General features: G+C 50.0%; 19 protein-coding genes. 8 read left to right on the top strand and 11 right to left on the bottom strand.

The genetic code is table 11. The features are described 5' to 3' along the window. Positions 1-4: 4 nt before the first annotated feature. Both AT705_RS00625 and AT705_RS00620 read right to left on the bottom strand, forming a co-directional pair. On the bottom strand, positions 5-1,228 hold the full coding sequence (locus AT705_RS00625) for a DEAD/DEAH box helicase (RefSeq protein WP_058795057.1): 1,224 nt from the start codon (positions 1,226-1,228) through the stop codon (positions 5-7). A gap of 78 nt (positions 1,229-1,306) precedes the next feature. After that, the gene (locus AT705_RS00620) at positions 1,307-1,777 is read right to left on the bottom strand and encodes a GNAT family N-acetyltransferase (RefSeq protein ID WP_058795056.1); all 471 of its coding nucleotides are present in this window, start codon (positions 1,775-1,777) and stop codon (positions 1,307-1,309) included. Between the two features lie 324 nt (positions 1,778-2,101). On the opposite strand from AT705_RS00620, the gene AT705_RS00615 reads away from it, so the two are divergent. After that, the gene (locus AT705_RS00615; RefSeq protein WP_058795055.1) at positions 2,102-3,376 is read left to right on the top strand and encodes an aromatic amino acid transport family protein; all 1,275 of its coding nucleotides are present in this window, start codon (positions 2,102-2,104) and stop codon (positions 3,374-3,376) included. Positions 3,377-3,408: 32 nt separating this feature from the next. On the opposite strand, the gene AT705_RS00610 is transcribed toward AT705_RS00615, so the two are convergent. Together AT705_RS00610 and AT705_RS00605 are read right to left on the bottom strand one after the other, a co-directional pair. Next, positions 3,409-4,341 carry a GGDEF domain-containing response regulator gene (locus AT705_RS00610; RefSeq protein ID WP_058795054.1) on the bottom strand — a complete coding sequence of 311 codons (933 nt, stop codon included), beginning with the start codon at positions 4,339-4,341 and terminating at the stop codon, positions 3,409-3,411. 214 nt (positions 4,342-4,555) lie between these two features. Then, a complete protein-coding gene (locus tag AT705_RS00605) occupies positions 4,556-5,365 on the bottom strand; it encodes a helix-turn-helix domain-containing protein (RefSeq protein ID WP_058795053.1) in 810 nt (269 codons plus the stop codon). Positions 5,366-5,487: 122 nt separating this feature from the next. Between AT705_RS00605 and AT705_RS00600 the strand changes: the two genes are divergently transcribed. The 4 genes from AT705_RS00600 (at position 5,488) to AT705_RS00590 (ending at position 10,729) form a co-directional block, all read left to right on the top strand. Beyond that, entirely contained in the window at positions 5,488-5,916 is a 429-nt protein-coding gene (locus AT705_RS00600; protein ID WP_058795052.1) for a hypothetical protein, read from the top strand. After that, positions 5,903-6,205, top strand: coding sequence for a hypothetical protein (locus AT705_RS00595; RefSeq protein ID WP_058795051.1), 303 nt, complete (start codon positions 5,903-5,905; stop codon positions 6,203-6,205). The genes AT705_RS00600 and AT705_RS00595 overlap by 14 nt, the downstream gene beginning before the upstream one ends. A gap of 39 nt (positions 6,206-6,244) precedes the next feature. Continuing rightward, entirely contained in the window at positions 6,245-6,406 is a 162-nt protein-coding gene (locus AT705_RS24735) for a GNAT family N-acetyltransferase (RefSeq protein ID WP_167551965.1), read from the top strand. An 87-nt stretch (positions 6,407-6,493) separates the two neighbouring features. After that, entirely contained in the window at positions 6,494-10,729 is a 4,236-nt protein-coding gene (locus tag AT705_RS00590; RefSeq protein WP_058795050.1) for a DEAD/DEAH box helicase, read from the top strand. Positions 10,730-10,763: 34 nt separating this feature from the next. Here the strand turns inward: AT705_RS00590 and AT705_RS00585 are convergent, their stop codons facing one another. Beyond that, entirely contained in the window at positions 10,764-11,060 is a 297-nt protein-coding gene (locus AT705_RS00585) for a hypothetical protein (RefSeq protein ID WP_208856749.1), read from the bottom strand. A 37-nt stretch (positions 11,061-11,097) separates the two neighbouring features. Then, a complete protein-coding gene (locus AT705_RS00580; protein WP_058795049.1) occupies positions 11,098-11,478 on the bottom strand; it encodes a hypothetical protein in 381 nt (126 codons plus the stop codon). 269 nt (positions 11,479-11,747) lie between these two features. On the opposite strand from AT705_RS00580, the gene AT705_RS00575 reads away from it, so the two are divergent. Next, positions 11,748-11,972 carry a FeoA family protein gene (locus AT705_RS00575; RefSeq protein WP_058795048.1) on the top strand — a complete coding sequence of 75 codons (225 nt, stop codon included), beginning with the start codon at positions 11,748-11,750 and terminating at the stop codon, positions 11,970-11,972. Positions 11,973-11,991: 19 nt separating this feature from the next. Next, entirely contained in the window at positions 11,992-14,076 is a 2,085-nt protein-coding gene (gene feoB / locus AT705_RS00570; RefSeq protein ID WP_058795047.1) for a ferrous iron transport protein B, read from the top strand. A 36-nt stretch (positions 14,077-14,112) separates the two neighbouring features. On the opposite strand, the gene AT705_RS00565 is transcribed toward feoB, so the two are convergent. Next, entirely contained in the window at positions 14,113-14,418 is a 306-nt protein-coding gene (locus AT705_RS00565; RefSeq protein ID WP_058795046.1) for a hypothetical protein, read from the bottom strand. 23 nt (positions 14,419-14,441) lie between these two features. After that, entirely contained in the window at positions 14,442-14,813 is a 372-nt protein-coding gene (locus AT705_RS00560; protein ID WP_058795045.1) for a hypothetical protein, read from the bottom strand. Positions 14,814-15,112: 299 nt separating this feature from the next. On the opposite strand from AT705_RS00560, the gene AT705_RS00555 reads away from it, so the two are divergent. Then, complete coding sequence (locus AT705_RS00555) at positions 15,113-16,045, top strand: acetoacetate decarboxylase family protein (RefSeq protein WP_058795044.1); 933 nt, start codon at positions 15,113-15,115, stop codon at positions 16,043-16,045. 170 nt (positions 16,046-16,215) lie between these two features. Here AT705_RS00555 and AT705_RS00550 read toward each other — a convergent pair whose 3' ends face one another. From AT705_RS00550 to AT705_RS00540, 3 genes are read right to left on the bottom strand one after another with little or no spacing between them, the layout of a single operon-like run. Further along, positions 16,216-17,292: a lipocalin-like domain-containing protein gene (locus AT705_RS00550; RefSeq protein ID WP_058795043.1), complete on the bottom strand. Its 1,077-nt coding sequence runs from the start codon at positions 17,290-17,292 to the stop codon at positions 16,216-16,218. Between the two features lie 10 nt (positions 17,293-17,302). Beyond that, positions 17,303-19,717, bottom strand: coding sequence for an FtsX-like permease family protein (locus tag AT705_RS00545; RefSeq protein WP_058795042.1), 2,415 nt, complete (start codon positions 19,715-19,717; stop codon positions 17,303-17,305). After that, a complete protein-coding gene (locus AT705_RS00540; RefSeq protein ID WP_058795041.1) occupies positions 19,710-20,366 on the bottom strand; it encodes an ABC transporter ATP-binding protein in 657 nt (218 codons plus the stop codon). The genes AT705_RS00545 and AT705_RS00540 overlap by 8 nt, the downstream gene beginning before the upstream one ends. Between the last annotated feature and the right edge of the window lie 28 nt (positions 20,367-20,394).

The raw sequence follows: 20,394 nt of genomic DNA, 5'->3' as shown, positions 1-20,394 counted from the left end.
TGCGTTAACGTCTGCGCTTACCACGCTGACCCAGCACGCGCTTTTTATCGCGCTGACGACGAGATTTGGCCGAATTTTGACGGTCATTTTTAGGCTCGCGGGTGAGATCTGGCTCATAGCCGCTCAACCATTGCGGCGTAAGACGCTCATCCAACAACACTTCAATCTCTTCCAGTAACCATTGCTCATCAATACTCACCAAAGAAATAGCAGTCCCGGCTTCACCAGCCCGGCCGGTTCGGCCAATACGGTGCACATAATCTTCTGCTACATAAGGCAACTCAGCATTAATTACATAATTCAATTGTTGAATATCAATGCCACGTGCTGCGACATCAGTAGCAACTAAGACACGAATTTCACCATCCTTAAATTGCGCCAGCGCCTTGTTTCGCGCCCCCTGAGATTTGTCACCATGGATAGCCTGAGTTTTAAGGCCGTCTTTATTTAGCTCCTTGGCATAGTCATCAGCTTGCTTCTTTGTGCGGGTGAAAATCAACACCTGATGCCAGTTTTGTTTGCCGATCAGATGAGCAATCAGTTCCCGTTTACGCTCTTCATCTACGGCATAAAAGATCTGTTCAACCTTTGCGGCAGCCTGATTCTGAGCCTCAATGCCAATCCGTTTTGGATCCTTCAGCCAGTCTTTTACCTGATTAAAAACGGCTTCATCAACGGTAGCAGAAAACAACAAGGTTTGCCGTGTAGGTGGCATTTTGCGCATAATACGACGTATTTCACCCATAAAGCCCATATCCAGCATACGATCGGCCTCATCGAACACCAAATACTCAACTGCTGACAATTCCAATGTGCCTTTGATTAAATGATCGAGCAAACGGCCAGGCGTGGCGACCACTATGTCAGCCCCTTCACGTAGCGCTTTTTCCTGAGGCCCAATATTTGCTCCACCATGCAAACACACCGTTTTCAGCTCACAATGAGCGGCATAGGTATTGGCGTGCTGCGCCACTTGCTGAGCCAACTCTCGGGTCGGCGCGAGGATCAGAGCGCGAACACCTGAGCCCGGCTGACTGAGTAATTGGGTCATAATAGGAAGCATAAATGCGGCTGTTTTACCTGTGCCGGTCTGCGCGCACGCCAGCAAATCGTGCCCCGCCAGGATCACGGGAATGCTTTGCGCCTGAATGGCTGTTGGCTCAGTAAAGTCAAGTACCTGTAACCCTTCTAACAAGGCAGGTGCTAAGGCAAGAGATTCAAAAGACATGTTTTTTGTACAACTCAAAAAATAGATGGCGGGATTATAGCAAAAATGCCAAGCGTCGCCCGCAAAGATATGGCCTCTTTATGACAGCGCTAATTCCATATAAACACTCAAAGGGTCGGGCTCGTAGCTGCCAAATGCTTCACGCTGTACAAACCCCAATGACGTATATAGCCCAATTGCTTCAGTTTGCCGGATCCCGGTTTCAAGCCGCAATACGCTGAAGCCAACCTCGCGTGCATGGTCAATCAAAGTTTGCATAATGTGCCGCGACACGCCCAGACCCCGATACGGTGGTTGCACATAAACCCGCTTTAGCTCAGCATAAGGTGTCAGGCAGTCTGCCTCATCCGTTTTTGGCACAAGGGCACCACACCCCATCAACGCAGACTCTGTGCGGGCACCGACAAAATAGACGTCCGACGCAGCCAGCTCATCTGCCGGGATCAGCTGATTACTGCTCGGTGGGTAGAGTGTATTCATCAGCTCGTCAATGTCTCTCAGTAACTGCGACACTTCCGGGTGATGCGGGTCAAGATTAATTATTTCCATAACGTGATATTACCTTGCTTACCCTGTCAGCTTCACGACACGACGCATGTCGATATATTAAGACCGGGCATGATATAGAGACTAAAATACTATGTTCTTCGATATGATACTAGCTTATTTTCTGAGCTTAATCGTACCTTTTATAGTCACGAAGTCAAATGCCATGATGAGATTTCTACAGCGCATATGGTTAAATGATTAAATTACACACAACACTGTCGAATATTCATTCACTTTTATATTGATTACCGACGAAAGCATGCATATGTGCCGCATTTTTTATATTATCCGCGCGCATATAATTCTAATCATAGGACAACAAGTATGAGTAATACCCCAGAAGGGCTCTCGACAGAGGCATTCGCCAAAGAGAGTACCCAAAGCAGTCGGGGACGCTGGACACAACACGATACCAATTGGGTACTTAGCCTGTTTGGTACCGCAGTGGGCGCCGGTATTTTGTTTCTGCCTATTAATATCGGTATCGGCGGGTTCTGGCCCTTGGTGATCATGGCTGTACTGGCCTTTCCAATGACCTACCTGGCTCATCGAGGACTGGCACGTTTTGTGTTGTCTTCTAAACACAGTGACAGTGACTTTACCGATGTCGTTGAGGAGCATTTTGGCGCCACCGCTGGCCGCTTGATTTCCTTACTGTATTTCTTTTCTATCTTCCCTATTCTGTTAATTTATGGTGTGGGCCTCACCAATACAGTGGACAGCTTCATGGTTAACCAGTTGGACCAGGCATCTCCACCTCGGGTACTCCTTTCCGGACTCCTGGTTGCAGGCATGATTGCGATTATGATGGGCGGAGAAAAATTACTGCTGCGGGCCTTTGCACTGCTGGTCTATCCGTTAGTTGGGATCTTGCTGATGCTGTCACTCTATCTGATCCCACACTGGCAAGCACCGGTTGTGGCAACACCGGATATGGCAGGCCTGAGCGAAACACTCTGGCTATCCGTGCCAATTATTGTCTTTTCATTTAGCCATGCAGCCGCTATCTCCAGTTTTGCCAATGCGCAACGCCGCCATTATGCAAACCGTGCGACACACAAAGCAGAAGCAATCTTGCGTAATACCTCACTGATGCTGATCGTTTTTGTGCTGTTATTTGTCTTTTCGTGTGTACTGTCCCTGAGCCCAGAGCAAATGCTCGAAGCCAAAGAGGCCAACGTTTCTGTTCTGTCTTACCTTGCTAATGTGTACGACAACCCATTTATTGCCATGCTGGGTCCGCTGGTCGCCTTCATTGCCATTACATCTTCATTCCTTGGACACTTTCTGGGCGCTCGCGAGAGCTTCAATGGTCTGCTCAGCAAGCAATCGTCTCTGTCGGCAGGCTTGATTGATAAACTGGGTGTGGGCCTGATGTTTATCGCCATCTGGGTGTGCGCTGTGATGAACCCGAGTATTCTGGATATGATGGGTGCCATTTCCGGACCGATCATTGCCATGATCCTGTTTATCATGCCAACCATCGCCATTTTCAAAGTACCGGCACTACAGAAGTACCGCCATCATGTTGGCACCTACTTTATTCTACTGGTCGGCATTTTAGCCGTCTCGGCACTGCTGTTTAACATGGCAGGTTAAACAACCTTCGGGTGGAATGATTAAAAAAGGGCCTAAGCGCCCTTTTTTTCTGCCACACACGCCTGATTACGACCCTGATGCTTTGCGTTGTATAAAGCCTGGTCTGCCGCCGTAATCAGCTCAGCTAAATCCTGGTAATGCTCTCCGCTATCATTACTTGCAACACCCGCACTAATCGTAACGACACCAAATTCCGAGTCTTCATGCACAATGGCCAATGCTTTTACTGCATCAACAAACTCGTTAGCCAGCTGCTTCGCCCCGTCAGGTTCTGTGTCTGGCAATAAAATAGCAAACTCCTCGCCGCCATAGCGATATACCCCATCCATTGGTCTACGTATCTGCCCATCTATTGCACTGGCAACGGCTTTGAGGGCGTCATCCCCACTAAGATGGCCATAGCGGTCATTGAATTTCTTGAAGTGATCGATATCCAGCATCACCACAGAGCAGGTATGCTGTTGGCGAATGCTCTGCTTAAACTGACGTGCTCCTTCCATATCAAAAAAGCGCCGGTTAAACACTTTTGTTAGCCCGTCGTAGTATGAGTAGCGCTTGAGTGTATCCGCTTGCTGTTTGTATTTAAGGTGGGTTTTAACTCTGTTCATCAGGGTCTTTGCCACGATAGGCTTAGGAATAAAATCAACCGCGCCCGCATCCCAGCACAAGTCCTGCTGTTGCTCACTGATGTTGGAGGTCACAAAAATGATAGGGATATCAGACAGACCTTCCATTTCCTGCAACTGTTTACAAGCCTCTACCCCAGACATCCCCTCCAGTACCCAATCCATCAGGATCAGATCCGGCGGTGTAGCACGGCAAAACTCTATGGCTTTTTCTCCGGATGTCACCATATGGACCGAACAAATCCCCTCTAAAAAGCAAGAGATGACTTTTTGTGTCAGCATTGAGTCTTCAACAATCAGTACCAGACTCTCGCTCAGGTCTTCAATTTCCTTAAACAAAGTATATTACCTATTACAGTGATTCTTCGGCTCGACATAGACCGGTTTTTTCGGCCTTGATTGCAATTATAGCAGGCACGCAAATAAATACCCGTTAACATTATACGACTAACTTATCATGTCCCCTTGCTCTGAGAAAGGGATTAGAAACTTCAGATCAACGATTTAACGCCCCAAACATCACTGAATTTAGCAACTCCGGTAGCACAGATTATTAACGAGTTTGTGCCACCTGAGTGTGCTGTCTGCGCCACAGTGCAGGCGTGACGCCATAAGCCGCTTTAAACTGGCGGATAAAGTGCGTTGTATCTGACCAACCTAGCTCTTCAACTAACGCTGCAATCGGTGTATGTGTGTGCAGCAAACGATTACAGGCCTCACCCAGGCGTTTTTTGGTGAGCCACTGCCCTACGGAGTAGCCTGTTTCGCGTTTGAACAAGGTCGCCAGATAAGGGGCGCTAACAAATACCGTTCTCGCCACATCCTGCAAAGAAACCGGCTTTAAGCCCTGACTTTCAATATAGGAAAGCGCTGCGACGACTTTAGGGTGCATACCTGCGCGCCAGCTTACCGGCTGTTGTGCCAGGGACACCTCATGCAACAGCAAAAAAACAAAACTCTTCATCACGTCAAGCGGCAAAGCATGCTGCAATGCGGCTTCAAACTCCTGATACAAAGTCTGCACAAAATCGACGCGCTCCCCAGATAGCGCCAGTGCGGGTAAAGCACCTAAACGCACCTGCTGAAAGGGCTGCAACAAGCTGGATTCGGGCGTGAGCCCCAGACAGTCCGGGCAAAAACTCATCCAGTGCACATGCAAATCAGACCCGGACAACAAAGTATGAGGCATGCCGCCGGGTACCAGTACAAACATGCCCTGTGTGGCTGTAAACGTCTCGCCATGTAACATATCCAGCGAGCCTGAGCGAATAAAGCTCAACACACTTTCGCTGTGCGTGCCGTGAGGCTCCTGTTCCAGTGTCGCTACTTTCATCTGGCCACAGGCGGCAACATGATTGGTCATTTTATTTCACTCACAATCTTAAAATAAGCCGATTAATTCAAAAAACAGACAATAACGTGGCACGGCTTTATTGAGAATAATAGACATCGACAAAACAATACACCGATTTATAGGAGAGACCTATGACTTTTTCACTCGTTTTAATGGGGCTGTCGATCCACGTGCTTTTATGGGAAAAATTACCCGACTGGGGCACCTGGTTTAAGACTTTAGTGGCACGTTTACCTGCCCCCTTGGGCTATCTATACACGGCATGGCGCTGTCCATATTGCTTTGGGTTCTGGATAGCCCTGCTACTGCAGCAGCTTACTGGTATCTATACTTTACCTGAACTGTCGTCTCTGACAGCAACATTTGGCGCGACCGGCACGGTGCTCAGTATGAGTCTCGATGCCCTGGTCACGGCCCTGTTGATCATGGTTAGCAGTCTGGCACTAAAGGCGCTTGCATTACCGGCCATCAAGGGTCACGAATTAACCATGTCATTTAAAACTGGCTTGTCTGAAACACAGGCAAAGTCATCACCGGAGCACACCCATGACAAAGCATAAGTTCAGTACGGCAAGATTAGCAATAATACCTGCAACACCGACACTCAGTGCAGCACACTCACATCAGCTACTCAACTTGCTGACACCAGGCACACTACATTTTTTGCCCGATGACTGGCAACAATGTCCGCACAATGCTGCCCAACTAACCGACTGGATGACGGACAAACTGACGCACTGTGAGCTGCTACTGGTACAAGACAAACAGACACATATTCTGGGCCTGGTTATGCTGTATGTCACCGAAAATATAGTTCAGCTTGGCTACCTGATAGGCGAAGCGCACTAGGGACGAGGTTATGCCAGTGAGCTGCTACAGGGTTTAGTGGTGCATCTGCGCACAGTTCAGCCCAATGTAACACTTAATGCGGGCGTTGCAGCAGACAACCCGGCTTCTATTAGAGTGCTGGAAAAAGCCGGCTTTGTATGCTGCCCGTCTGAGCCGGGTAATACCGGCCCACAACTGTATTACACCCTGCCAACAGAATAGTTTAACTTGAGCACACACCTCGCTTCTGCTACTTTGCTCCGCAATGAATAATAACTCGCGGAGCAAGGCCCGAAACGGTCTATCAGCATGCACTTTACTCCTTTCAGCCAGACACACATCACCGAACTCCTGACACGCTACGCACAGTTGCCCATTGAACAACAAATCATGCTGGAAGTACTGGCGCTGATTGGTAAGCCGGTTGCGATAAGTAGGTTAAAACGCTTACTGAAATTGCTGGTTGAAGCCCAGATCCACGACATTCCCGCACTCAGTCAGGGTATGCTGGCCGAACAGAGAACTGCACTGGTCGAAGCCGGGCTATTAATCAGTAACCAAAAAGGCCTCCGGGTTCAGCCACTGATCGAGATTTCACTGTGCCACAATGCACTTCGCCAGGATCGCTTTATCAGCACACTTAATTGCGCCGAACAAGTCGTGCCTGTGGTCAATTTATATGAGTGGGAGCGCGATTTCTCTGATGAGCAACGCTTTATCCGTGATTTGCTTATCTTGGGTCAATACGATAAAGCCACCGCTTTACTGTCATTTCATAAAAATCCACAACACCTTGACCACCACACCAATCAGGTACTGGTCAATACTCTGTTCTTTCCGGCAGACATTGAACATCTTTCTGAACTGCCATCGCAATTGCTGTATCAGGCATGCTCGACGTTAATCCACAGCTTAAAAAGTGACTGTCAGAACAATTTTGCAGCATTTCAGCTTATTAAACAGCTTTGCGAACGTCAGACAGATAATCAAACGCTCCATTGTTTGCTGGCCGAACAATATCTTTATCGGGCGCAACTGGATCAGAGTGTCGCCATGTTGGGCAATGATAGCAGCTGCTATGCACTTCAGTTACGTGCCATGGTTGCAATGTGCTCCGGCGAACAACAAAGCGCTTACGCATTATTTGAACAGGCAATGGTCGCTAAAAACAAACTTGCCCGGCGTAAGCAGCAATATCTGGCTGGCCTGCCCGGCTTGTTTCATAAATTGACGACGCTGGTGCAGGCCAGTAAGGGACAGCCTCAGCTGTTTAAATCGGTGCGTCAACTGGTGCAGGCAGAGTCCGCTGACAAAAAAGCGCCTGGGTTAAATTATGTCCTTTTGAGCCTGGTTGAATATCTTGCAGAATGCCTTAGTAGTGGTCAAACATTCGTTAATCAATATCAAGAGTATGAAGCATTTGGTGAAGCGAAGCCTTATGACTATGCACTGCTACAAATACTGACTGCTCTGGCTACGCACTGGACCGGGGGGAAGTTACAGGCCCAACAACTTACGCGTCTCAGTGAGGCCTGCAATACCTTCAGTGCAATACAGCAACCTTTGTTTGCCTGTATGGGGGCCGATCTGCTGGTGCTCCATCAGGCGCCTGTGCCTCCACTGCCACAACGTCTGGTCGTTAATTTTGCCAAACTGGTAGAACAAAAAAGTGACTGGGAGCTGGCACTGGAAAAACTGCAAAGCCTGGCGTCCACGCCACCATCCAGCGCAGATAAATCGTCGCAAACCCACCGGCTTGTCTGGCAACTTGAGCAATCTCGGTTTGAACTCTCACTCAAGCCCAGAGAGCAAAAACTGGGGAAGCAAGGTTGGAGTAAAGGCCGTAATGTGGCCCTGAAGCGTCTGGTCGATGAGCGCGAGAGCTTTGATTACCTAAGCGATAAAGATAAAGAAATTATTGCAGCTATTCGGGTGTATGAAAACCATGGCTATTATGGTGGACGCACCTTTGAACTGGAAGGAGCAAACGCCCTGAGTGCCGCATCTGGTGCCCATAATCTCTATCTGGGCGAAGATTTCAGTCGCGAAATAGAACTGACAGAATACCCGGCCGAGCTTCAGATCCGTGACAACGGCGATGAGCTGATGATGTCGATACCCAACCTGCCACAAGGCATAGACTATCGCTTGCAACTCGAAGAGCGTGCAAGGCAGAATGAATACGCCTTTTTCCCGCTTCAGGACTATCGCTATGGGTTTACCCTGTTCGCTCGTCAGCATCTGCAGGTTGCAGAGATCATCGGGGAAAGTGGTCTTATTGTGCCCAGAGCCGCCAAGCCCAAACTGCTTGAGAGTATCACTGCCATCGCGCCATTACTGAACATACAATCCGACCTGGACGGCGTTGAAACCGGATTGACCACAGTCAAACCTGCCAACGAACTGGTGATTAACATCACGCCCTATCAGGGTGGCCTGGAGTTTCACTGTGTGAGTATGCCCTTTGGCGATAAAGGTCCCATGTTGCACCCGGGCATTGGCAGCACCAACCTGACGACAGAAATTGAGCATAAACGGGTGGCCACCCAACGTGATTTAGCACAGGAACAACGCTGGCTGGAGTTACTGGATGAACACTGTCCGGCATTTCTGGCGATGTCTGATAATCGTTTGCAACTGGACGACCTGGAAATGGCGCTCGAGGCGCTTGAGCAAATTGAAAGGTGTGTTGCATCCGATATACCGGGCTTCACCTTAAGGCTGCGCTGGCAACGCGGAAAGAAGTTCCGCCTCAGCAAAACCCTTGAACCCCAACATCTGGCCCTGGCGATGAGTAAGCAAAATCAGTGGTTTGACGTCACGGGTGAACTTCAGATCGATGATACACAAGTCGTAGAGTTGAAAAAGTTGCTGAGCCTGATGGCCACCAGCCATGGCCGCTTTGTCAGCCTCGACGGTGAACAAATCCTGGCACTGTCCCAAGACTTACGCAATCAACTCGCTCAGCTTGATACCGTAACTGATCAGGGCCAGTTTCATCCGCTTGCCAGTGGTCAGGTCGCAGAAGCGACAACAGGCATGCGTATGAAAACCCTGCCCGCCTGGGAAGAGCAAAGCAAAAAAATGTACCAGGCCAATGCGCTGACACTCACTGTGCCTGCGACCTTACAGGCGCAATTGCGCGATTATCAGTTGGCGGGGTTTGACTGGGCAATGCGACTAGCCCACTGGGGCGGCGGCGCTTGCCTGGCTGATGACATGGGATTGGGTAAAACACTACAGGCGCTGGCTGTGATCTTAGCACGTGCCAGTGAAGGGCCTGCGCTTATCATCGCACCGACCTCTGTGTGTTTTAACTGGCAACAGGAAGCGAGCAAATTTGCACCGGCATTAAACATGACCTTGTTCAGCGATCACAGTAGTGCGCAAGAGCGCGAGCAGCTACTAACTCAGGCTGGCCCGTTTGATTGTGTGGTGATCAGTTATGGCCTGCTGCAACGCCAGGCTGAGCTGCTTAAAGCAAAACACTGGCACACCATTATCGCCGATGAAGCGCAAGCGCTTAAAAACCCGCTGGCTAAACGCACCGTGGCCGCTTGTGCACTGAAAGGCGAGTTTAAAATGATCACAACAGGTACGCCAATAGAAAACAATCTGACCGAACTGTGGTCGCTGTTCCGTTTCGTCAACCCGGGCTTACTGGGCAACCTGAAGCGCTTTAATACGCGCTTTGCTCAGCCAATGGAAAATGCCGAGCAAGACAAGTTGGCGGCACATAAAGCACGTCAAAGCCTCAAACAATTGGTGAAACCCTTTATTCTGCGTCGCCTGAAAAGCCAGGTTCTCACAGAACTGCCAGAGAAAACGGAAATTAACCTCACCGTTTCGCTTAGTGAGGACGAAATGACTTTTTATGAAGCGCTGCGACAGCATGCCATTGACCAGATCATGGAATCTTCCAGCACCAGCTCGGCGGCAGAGCAACGCATCAAAATGCTGGCAGAACTCACCAAGTTACGCCAGGCCTGCTGCCACCCACAATTGGTCATGGCTGAAAGCACTTTGCCAAGCAGCAAGCTGGAAGCGCTCAGTGAGCTGCTTAATGAATTACGGCAAAACAATCATAAAGCACTGATTTTTAGCCAATTCGTGGGTCACCTACAGATTATTAAAAATCTCCTAGAGCAAAGTAACGTGCCATATCAGTACCTGGATGGCAGTACTCCGGCTGCACAACGTCAGGAACGCGTCAATGCCTTTCAGCATGGTAATGGCGAAGTGTTTTTGATCAGCCTCAAAGCCGGTGGGTCAGGTTTGAATCTCACCGCAGCAGACTATGTGATCCATATGGATCCCTGGTGGAATCCGGCGGTTGAAGCACAGGCATCAGATCGGGCCCATCGAATGGGCCAGCAGCGTCCGGTGACCATTTATCGCCTTATAGCCAAGAACACCATAGAAGAAAAAATCGTCGCACTGCACCAACACAAGCGAGATCTGGCTGACCAATTGCTGGCTGGCAACGAACAGGCCAGCAAGCTGTCGGTTGAGGACATGCTTAACTTACTCAAAGAAACCTTTTAAACGCTGACCACAGTTGTGTGGCCAACGTTGGGTATCAATGGTGATGGTGGCTGAGCAACGGCTGCGAAGAAAATTGATGCAATACCAGCTGAGGCTCAGCCAGGTCGACAAACACCGACCCCATCACGGTATTGCCTTGCCAGGTCCAGTTCTCATGTTGATGGCTGTTTAAAGAAACCGCAACCTGGTTGACACCGGCCTTAAACCAGCTGGCAGGCAAGTGGACGTATTGACCATATACACGCATTTTTTTCTCACCATTGATGAACAAATGGGCATGACCTGTCAGCAGCTGTTGTGCATTTTCCACCACCGCGGGCGAATTCAGCACATAGTTGGCGATGTCAATTGTCAGGTTGAGACCATCGTTAGCGTATCGGTTTGGTCCGGATTATCCGGTGTTTCCTCACTGTCGCCCTCATCATCGTCAGGTTCTGTATCCGAATCCCCTCATCGTCATCCTCATCTTCATCCCCAGGATCAGGCGCTGCATCACCCTCACCTGCCGTCGAGTCCGTGTCGCCGTCGGCGTTGTCTGTGTCTGAGTCCGAATTATCCGAAGCCGTATCAGCATGTGCATTTGACTGGCTGGTGTTTGTCTCATCAACCACGCTTGATTGAGTACTCTGACTGGTGCCCGTGGTCGTCTCTGAACCTCCAGAGCTGCATGCACCAAGCAGCGTGGCAGTGATAATCGCAGTCAGTATATTCAGTGTGCCGGGTTGTTTTATTGTGCTCTTTAATCCCAATGCCTGTCTCCGTTTCTGTTAGGCCAGTGATCATCAGCAAAGCGAGACAATGTGCAAACAGATGGCAAACAATGTGCAAAGAGTATGAAGTGCCCTTCAACACTCTGGTGACATTCACTTAATACACGTAACCATATAAAATATATAGATTTATCAACCTAATAAATTACGCATATCTTTTGCCGCACTCGCTTGTTTATGACATTTAAGTTGCGGTACCATGCCAAGCTAATAATAAATAATTCCTATCTAGGTTTGTATTACGCCCTATGACACTTGCAGATTTACAACCAAACGATTCAGCGATTATCGCAGGCATTAATCATCCAGATGCAGCCCTGATCAGCCGCATAATGGCACTGGGCCTGATCCCCGGAGAGGTGATCACCGTCTTAAATGTCGCGCCGCTGGGCTGCCCCATTCAGACCCAAGTTGGCAATACCTATATCAGTATCCGTAAAGCTGATGCGCGTTTTATCCAGCTAAGCCGCTAATTTCAAGGAGTAAGATAACGTGAGAATCGCCCTCGTTGGCAACCCCAACTGTGGTAAAACCACCCTGTTTAACCGCCTTACGGGTGCCAGACAAAAAGTCGGCAACTGGCCCGGCGTCACTGTAGAGCGCAAAAGTGGCGAGCTAAGTTTACACAATCAGCAAGTTGAGTTGATTGATTTACCAGGCCTGTACAGCATGACCCAAATTGACCCGGGTCAGGACGAACAAATTGCCATTGACTATATTCTTGCTCAGGATGCCGACCTGATCATCAACGTGATCGACAGCGCTAACCTCGAACGTAATCTGGTTCTGACGACACAAATGCAGGAAACGAGTACTCCCCTTATCGTGGTTGCAAACATGACCGATGTGGCACATCAGCAAGGCAAGGAGCTGGATCTGGACCTGTTAGCACAGCGTCTTGGTGTACCTGTCATCGCCATGGTCGGCTCGACCGGTCAGGGGCTCATTCATCTGACAGATGCACTGAGTGAACACTGCACAGGCAAGCCCCCGCAAAAGCGCAATCAACAAGCACCTAAACCTGATCCCAGCATTGAAGACACTGTTAGGCGCTTCCAAAACGTCAAAACGCTCAGCAATGGCGTCAGTATCATGTCGCAAACACGCTCTGACTTCACCACCTCGCTTGATAAACTGGTGCTAAACCGCTGGCTTGGGGTGCCGATTTTCCTTTTTATGATGTACCTGATGTTCACGATAGCGGTCAACTTCGGCGCCGTCTTTATTGATTTTTTCGACATTCTTGTAGGCGCTATTTTTATTGACGGGACTAAGCTGCTGCTGGCCAACATTGGTGCCCCTCAGTGGTTGGGCGTCCTGTTAGGGGACGGCTTTGGCGCAGGCTTACAGCTGGTTGCGACCTTTATCCCTGTTATCGCCGTCTTGTATTTTTGTTTGTCGATTCTTGAAGACAGTGGTTATCTGTCACGTGCCGCCTTTGTGATCGACCGTCTGATGTCCTCCATCGGATTGCCCGGCAACGCGTTCGTCCCTCTGATCGTAGGCTTCGGCTGTAACGTCCCAGCGGTCATGAGTGCCCGCACCATGAGCCGCGAGTCGGATCGCCTGCTCACAGTGATCATGGCGCCCTTTATGTCTTGTGGCGCACGATTAACCGTGTACGCCTTATTTGCTGCGGCATTTTTCCCGATGAACGGTGCCAACATCGTATTTGCCTTGTATGTGTTTGGCATTCTGGTGGCTGTGGGTACAGGTTACCTGTTCAGAAAACGCGTGTTTAAACAAGAAAAAGTCCCCTCTTTTGTTGAAATGCCAGCCTATCATCTGCCCGTCTGGCGTAACCTGGTTATGACCACCTGGCAGCGTTTGCGTAGCTTTATTACCCGTGCCGGGAAAACCATCGTATTTGTGGTTACTCTGCTGAGCATGATCAATTCCATCGGCACAGATGGCAGCTTTGGTCATGAAAACAGCGAGGCGTCTTTACTGTCTAGAGCCGCGCAGGTTGTGACACCTGTGTTCGCACCGCTGGGTATCGCAGAAGATAACTGGCCAGCAACGGTTGGGATAGTCACTGGCCTGTTCGCCAAAGAGGCTATTGTGGGCACCATGGATGCCTTATATGTGGGCGCGCAGGAACGCACCGGTGAGTGGTCTCTCAAAGATGCTACAAATGAAGCGGTCATGACCTTATGGAACAATTCTGTTGACTTACTCAACAACCTGGGCGATCCACTGGGTCTGAGTGCCGTTGAAGAGGGCGGCGACGCAGGGAACGAGTTACTCAGTGCTATGGCTGCTCAATTCGATGGCCAGCTCGGTGCGTTTGCCTATCTGATACTGATCTTACTTTATACCCCGTGCGTGGCGGTATTGGGAGCCATTAAGCGTGAATCGGGCAGTGTGTGGATGTGGGTTGTCATTGGCTGGACAACCTCCATTGCCTATATTCTGGCGACACTGGTCTATCAAATCGGGCAACTTGACACGGCCGGGGCGTCGGCAATGATGTGGATAGTCCTGATGCTAGCGGCCTTGTTTGCCTGGTGGCTGATACTCGGACGCCTGAGCAAACATCTTCATGCTGTTCCGACTTATAAGATTGAATTAAGCTAAGGTAAAAATGAAACGGGAGCCACTGGCTCCCGTTGTTTACTCTACTTTTTCTGGTTTGACTTTCACCAACCCTAAACGTATGGCCGCAAAGTAAAGGCCTTCTGCTGCCAGGACGGTCGGTAAAACGACCTTGACCCAGTAACCTTCTGACCCGTAGAAGTGCCACAAAATGGCACTGATCACTGCCAGCAGGATACCCGCAACAGGCCCCGCACTCACCAGACTCAACGCAATCGGTGCTTTGCAGCTACCACATTTTAACTTGAATGGATTCGGGGTATTCAATACCGACATAAAAGAAATATCGCTGTCACATTTACCACATTTACCACATTTACTCATACTATTACTCTGTGTATTAGGTTTTACTGTTCAAAATACTGTTTTGCGTCACTGGCGTACAACACCCACATCGCTAACGCAGGATAGATAAACACATCCGCCAGCGCCCATAGGGGCATCTCGTCCTCGGCTGCAAGCAGCAAGTCGGCGCCCTGCACAAAGACACAAATCCACACGGTATAAAAAAAGAACTTACGTCCGATAGGCTTTTTCTTTGCGATGTACCACATCGCCACAAACTGGATAAACACCATAGTTAACCAGAACAACATCAGAATCATGGCTTCCGACGCCTGCTCAGATATCAGGTACCCCAACACAGAAGTGGCTAGCGGCCAAAGGCCATAGCCGACAAAACACACCAGCACGGTGATCAACACCACGAAAGGGATCATAACTACCTTCTTTATATTGACTCAGGAGCGAGCCTGATTACGCAACTAACTACACAACAGATCGTTATGCTCGGCCAGCCCATTTAAATGGTCGCGCAGTGTACAATATTGCGAAAAAAGAGAGAATAGCTGATTTACACTCTTATACTTTTTGCACAGTGCCACCCTCTGGCTTCCCTCTTCCATTTACTTTTCACCAAAGCGTGTTAGCCTAGTCCCGCTTTTGCGCCCTAACAATTAAACTAATCCGCATTGGCTATTTCCATGCAAGGAAAACCCTAACTAAACAAGGATCATAAATGAACATAAAACCCCTTCTGCTCAGTGCCATGCTGGCAATGAGCAACACCAGCTATGGCGCTGATCTCAGTGAAACCTACCCGGTGACCAGTACCACTTATCTGTCTGATGGCACCCCTGTTAGCATGCCTTTTCACGTTAAAGGCGAAGCTACCAGTGCTGTCGTCGGCTTAATTGATGCCAATGTTGCAAAGTTCTTTTTATGGAACTGGCAATGGGAGCCTGTCAGGCTGCATTGTGAAGGAAGCGCCTCAAAAGGCATAGGTGCACTGTATACACAAAAAATCACCACCAGCCCTGCGGGTGCGTATAACGAGACGATATCAAGCTTTTATGTTAAACGCCGCGGCAGCACTGATCCGGATTTACCCTGCCCAGGAGATATGACCCTTGCCAGTGCACAACTGGATTTCACTGGTAAAGTGCTCGCTGCGTTGGCAACAGCAAACGCAGAGCAACAAGCGGCTGGAAAACCACATAACTATGCGCTGTACAATCAACACTTGATGCTCGACAATCCCATTGCTATTAAGGCGGGTCGTGAGATCTGGGGGTACCCCAAGCAAGCTGCGGATGTGTCGATTAATATTACGCCAGGCCAGCATGAGTTAACTCTGGCCAACCGACACACCGAACAGGCGATGCTGGATGTCTCCTACACGCGTCAGATTGGGGTCAACCTGCCACTCCATTCTGTGGGCGACAATGTACTGCCTGACTATCTGCTACCCGATTTCAGCAAAGTGCCTCAATTAAGCGGCGTGTTATCGAGCGACAGTGGCTGGATGATGCCATTTGTGGGTGAGTTCACAATTCACTCTCGTGCCAGCCTGACGACTTTTTTCCTCGCTGAAAGTGACTTTACCCCTATTGCTGTCCTGGAGTTCCCTAACGTCACTGGCGTTGCCATGCCCTTGTACGACCGGGAATAACCTCTGACCCCCGCCAGAACACATAATCAATTACAGATTATATGCACTGGCGTGGCAGGGCTGTGTGAATGAAATGCTGAACATGTATGTCTTTATCATCACAGCCCTGAGTACAAGATTGCCAACCTACTCAACTTGTATGCGCCCAGGCCACGGTGAGGACGTATCGTTCAATAGCCAAACAATTCACCATAACCCGTTGCGACAAACCCACCCCGACTGCGTATTCTCCCCTCCCAGTAAGGGACGCTTAAAGTGTTGAAAGAATCTGCCTGCAGGACATCAATGATCACCGCCTCTTTACCAGGTATCTGTAATTGCCAGCTTATCGGATGCGTTACATTGCGGGTTTGCGCCCTGTTAAGCACCGTTAAAGTAACCTCTTCATACGGGTAGGCCGTAACCTTGCCAGATGGCGATATCTCTGAGGCACTGCAATAGGCATAGGCTTGCGTTTCATCTCGGGTACAAAATGCCATCAGTGCACCTTGCCCCGGATCCTCCCCTTGTAAACTAAACCAGTCCCAGCCACTGTGCTGACTATCAATCAGACCTGATGACCATTCTCTGTCTAACCAGGCCTGACCTGAGACATCATATGATCTGCCTGCATAGGTCAGCGTGCCTGCTACTTGTAAAAAGGGGTAACTGTAGTAGAAGGAGGCATGGCCTTGCTGGGTTTTCTGACTGTACCCCTGTTTGCCATGCAATACCAGAGGGCTGTTTGCCAGCGTAATATCCAGACCAAAATCGGCCTCCCGACTTTGCAATCGTAAAGGTAAAAACGACGTCTCTTGGCTGGCCAACTGCCAATCACCTAACCGGGCGATAAAAGGACTTGCCTGTACGTCAACCTGCCCGGCTCTGCCGTAACGCTCAAACGCCTGATGTGTCTGGCCATCCTGCAAAGCAAAATGCGCAAAATAAAGCTGTCCATCCCACCAGGGAGAGGACTGAAAAGTTGAAAAACCCGGGTCAATAATACGAAACAAAGTCCACTGCATACCAAATTGGCTGCCATCGCGCGCTGTTAGATTGCCCGTCACATACCACCACTCCACCCCCTGTTCTGGATGCGCACCGTGGTCGCGTGGAAATGTCAGTGTATGGGTGGCATCCACTGGGGTGCCCAGCGTCTGACCGAGCACCGCCATCGCCGCATTGTTATTGTCAGTTTCAGGCGCAGCAGGCTGACACCCTGTTACCATGAACAGGATTAAAAGACTATGCAATCTGATGCTGTGCATAATGAGCTCCTTATAACTGTGCGACATTATCAGCCACATTGCGCCTGATCAGTTTTAATAAAGGAATAGCACTGACCACCAAAGCCAACAACAGCACCACAGCACAGAACCCCCAGATATCGCGCCAGCTAAGTACCATTGCCATGCTCCAGCCAAAAGCGATGGGCATCACATAGGTTAGCAATACCCAGCCCAACAGGATCCCCAGCGGCACTGCCAGTAACAAGGTCAGACCGAGAATAAGCCCGGCCTGAGATAGTTTCAGCACCAATAATTGGCCCTGAGTCACCCCTAACGTTTGTAATACGGCCATTGGCTGCAACTGCTGTCGTCCGAGCGTTAAAAAGCTCACCCAAACGCCAAATAGCGCAATCAACATAATGCAGATATTCAATGCATGGGTTACCAGAAAAGTTTGACTAAATAGTTGCTTTGCAAAGCGCTTAAACACCTGATTGTGGATCAACTGATGTCCGGCCAGTGACCAGCGCTGGCTAATGACATCTGCCAGTTGTTCTGAGTCAACCCCTTCATGAAATGTCAACATAAAGCCGACCGCTTCATACAAAAATGCCTGCTGTGTGATGACTGAGTTACTGACTACCAGGCTCACGCCAGGCTCACCGTAATCATAAAATACACCCGTGATCTGACAGTGAAAAGCGTGTTGCCCCTGCTGCACATCAAGCTTACTGCCAACGATAAGACCATAGCGACGCATACCCGGCTCATTGACAAGACAGGTGATACTATCATTGCTCCGATTAAGGTGAACAGCCTCCAGAGGCTGCCTGTTCAGCAAGGTCAGATGCTGATGATAACGATAGTCTTCGCCGAAACTCATCAATGTCACAGGCACCGTCTCATTGGCCATTTGCACTTCACTTTGTGCCGACCAGTAAATCCCCACCTGCTTAACTGCTTGCATATCTGCCAAAGCCTGACGCATCTGTGCGGTCGGATTATCCGGCCTGACATACAGATCGGCATTCAGGCGGGTTTGTAAGTGGGCATCCAGTGCACTGCTGAAACTCCCCACCATCACCTGCATGCCAATAGCTGCGCCCACTGCCATCAAAATGGCTAACACCGAACTCAGCAGCGCTGGCAATTGGGTCAGACTATCGGCCCTGAGCCAGCCGAGCAACGGAGCCCTGGTCGGCCAGCGCACCTGAAACACCAGACGCACCAGTGGCGGTGTCAATGCGAAAAACACCAGTAAAACACAAACACACAGTAGCAAGGCTTGCCATTTGGTCTGTGCCAGATGCAATAATAACAACCCTCCGACACAGGCCAAAGATAGTAGCGCCAGCGTCAGCCACTTAGCCAATTGCTGCATCAGGCGCGTTTGCAACGCCACAAAGCCAGCCAGTATCACCAAGTTCAGCACACTGCCGATAAGCACAAGTACGGCATCAAAGCGCACTGTCAGAGCCCGATCCAGCTGATAAAAACTGCTCAATACCGTGCTGATGTCACCCATCATGGCATTGGCCATCAGCACCCCAAGCAGATTACCCAATGTCGCTGCCAGCACACTCAATATCGCAACTTCCAGACACAGCGCCTTAAGTAACTGACTCCGCTGGCAACCAAGCGTGGCCATTTGCTGTTGCAAGGACAAGCGGCTTTGATAAGCAAGTTTGATGGCATTGAGGCTTAAAAATGCACCCACCACATAGCCCAGTAAGGCCAGTGCCTGTAGGTTAAAGAAAAAGGCCCCCGACAGGGCATCGAAGGTTTGTACCTTGGCAGACTCCAGTCGTGCGGCACTGCCAAGCATGTCCACCAGCTGCTGTCGCTGAAGCGCATTCAGACCCGTCACTTCAAAATAGCTGATCTGCCCCTGCGCCTTCAATAATCGATCTGCCAGACTGATGTCCATCAGTGCATAGTGACCAGCCCCCTCCAATAGGCTGACCGGATAGTTTTCTCCGTCAAAACGCAATGCAGACGCTCCAAGTTGTAATCTGGCCGTCAGTTCAGGTGAAATAAACAGCGTATCGAACAAGTAAGCGTCGCTGTGAGGCTGACCTGCGTCCCCTGATAACGGCCTTGCAGCACCTGCCGTTTGCCACTGTAGTAAATTGATACCCCGAATGGCGACCTGCTTATCATCGTCACTTCTGAGGCGCCCCTCCAGTACGGGGTGAACCTGCTCAAACCCAGCCGCTGAAAGCCGTTGCCAGATTGAAAAAGGTAAACCTGTTTTCCCCAATGGCGGGCGAATAAAGTGGCTTACAGGCTGCGCTAACAACGCTGTACTGGTTTGATAGCGCTTTGAGGCTTCCTGGTTTAAACCCAGTGTGGCACTGAGCAAGGCGCTGCCGAGGCTCAGACCTATCAGAAACAACACCAGCAGTCCCTTGTGGCGCCGATAATACTGAGCATAAATTAGCAGGATTAGTCTCAGTTCACTCATGTAAACGTCCGTCACGTAACGCCACCTGACGGGGTAACTGCGCAGCCAGGACCCGGCTGTGGGTAACCATGATCAAATTTACCTTTTGCTCCTGACATAAGCTCATCAGCAGTTCCAGTACTTCCTGACTGCGCATGCTGTCCAGATTCCCTGTAGGCTCGTCAGCAAGCAATACGCTGGGCCGATTAAGTAAGGCCCGTGCGATCCCGACACGTTGCTGCTCCCCTCCGCTTAACTGCGCAGGATAGACATCGAGCTTGTCACCCAGTCCCAGACGTTCTGCCATTATGGTAATTTCTTTGTGACTTACGGCGCGGCCGTTGAGACGGGCCTGAAAGGCCATGTTATCGGCCACGTTAAGCGGGCTAAGTAACTGGTAATGCTGAAAGATCATGCCAATCGTACGACGATACAAGGCCAACTGTTTAGCATTAAAAGTATGTATTGCCTGCCCGTTGATACGAACGGTGCCAGAGTCTGGACTAAGCAACCCGGCCAGTATGTTAAGTAAGGTCGTTTTGCCAGAGCCACTGTCGCCAGTGAGCGCGACCTGCTCAGCCCCCGATACCGACCAGCTCAGGCCGTCCAGCACATTCCGATATCCAGCGCCATCGCGACGCCTGAACGTTATCTCATCTAACTGGATCATCGCACCTCCATTACCACTTACTTAACAG

Origin of the sequence: Pseudoalteromonas rubra (assembly GCF_001482385.1) — a bacterium.
Taxonomy (GTDB): domain Bacteria; phylum Pseudomonadota; class Gammaproteobacteria; order Enterobacterales; family Alteromonadaceae; genus Pseudoalteromonas; species Pseudoalteromonas ardens.
Note: the sequence above shows the minus strand (reverse complement) of the source record. Positions and strands in the feature narration are given on the sequence as shown.

Coding starts and splice junctions, on each gene's coding strand:
- AT705_RS00625 (WP_058795057.1), bottom strand. CDS start 1,228: ATGTCTTTTGAATCTCTTGCCTTAGCACCTGCCTTGTTAGAAGGGTTA.
- AT705_RS00620 (WP_058795056.1), bottom strand. CDS start 1,777: ATGGAAATAATTAATCTTGACCCGCATCACCCGGAAGTGTCGCAGTTA.
- AT705_RS00615 (WP_058795055.1), top strand. CDS start 2,102: ATGAGTAATACCCCAGAAGGGCTCTCGACAGAGGCATTCGCCAAAGAG.
- AT705_RS00605 (WP_058795053.1), bottom strand. CDS start 5,365: ATGACCAATCATGTTGCCGCCTGTGGCCAGATGAAAGTAGCGACACTG.
- AT705_RS00600 (WP_058795052.1), top strand. CDS start 5,488: ATGACTTTTTCACTCGTTTTAATGGGGCTGTCGATCCACGTGCTTTTA.
- AT705_RS00595 (WP_058795051.1), top strand. CDS start 5,903: ATGACAAAGCATAAGTTCAGTACGGCAAGATTAGCAATAATACCTGCA.
- AT705_RS00590 (WP_058795050.1), top strand. CDS start 6,494: ATGCACTTTACTCCTTTCAGCCAGACACACATCACCGAACTCCTGACA.
- AT705_RS00575 (WP_058795048.1), top strand. CDS start 11,748: ATGACACTTGCAGATTTACAACCAAACGATTCAGCGATTATCGCAGGC.
- AT705_RS00565 (WP_058795046.1), bottom strand. CDS start 14,418: ATGAGTAAATGTGGTAAATGTGGTAAATGTGACAGCGATATTTCTTTT.
- AT705_RS00560 (WP_058795045.1), bottom strand. CDS start 14,813: ATGATCCCTTTCGTGGTGTTGATCACCGTGCTGGTGTGTTTTGTCGGC.
- AT705_RS00555 (WP_058795044.1), top strand. CDS start 15,113: ATGAACATAAAACCCCTTCTGCTCAGTGCCATGCTGGCAATGAGCAAC.
- AT705_RS00550 (WP_058795043.1), bottom strand. CDS start 17,292: ATGCACAGCATCAGATTGCATAGTCTTTTAATCCTGTTCATGGTAACA.
- AT705_RS00545 (WP_058795042.1), bottom strand. CDS start 19,717: ATGAGTGAACTGAGACTAATCCTGCTAATTTATGCTCAGTATTATCGG.
- AT705_RS00540 (WP_058795041.1), bottom strand. CDS start 20,366: ATGATCCAGTTAGATGAGATAACGTTCAGGCGTCGCGATGGCGCTGGA.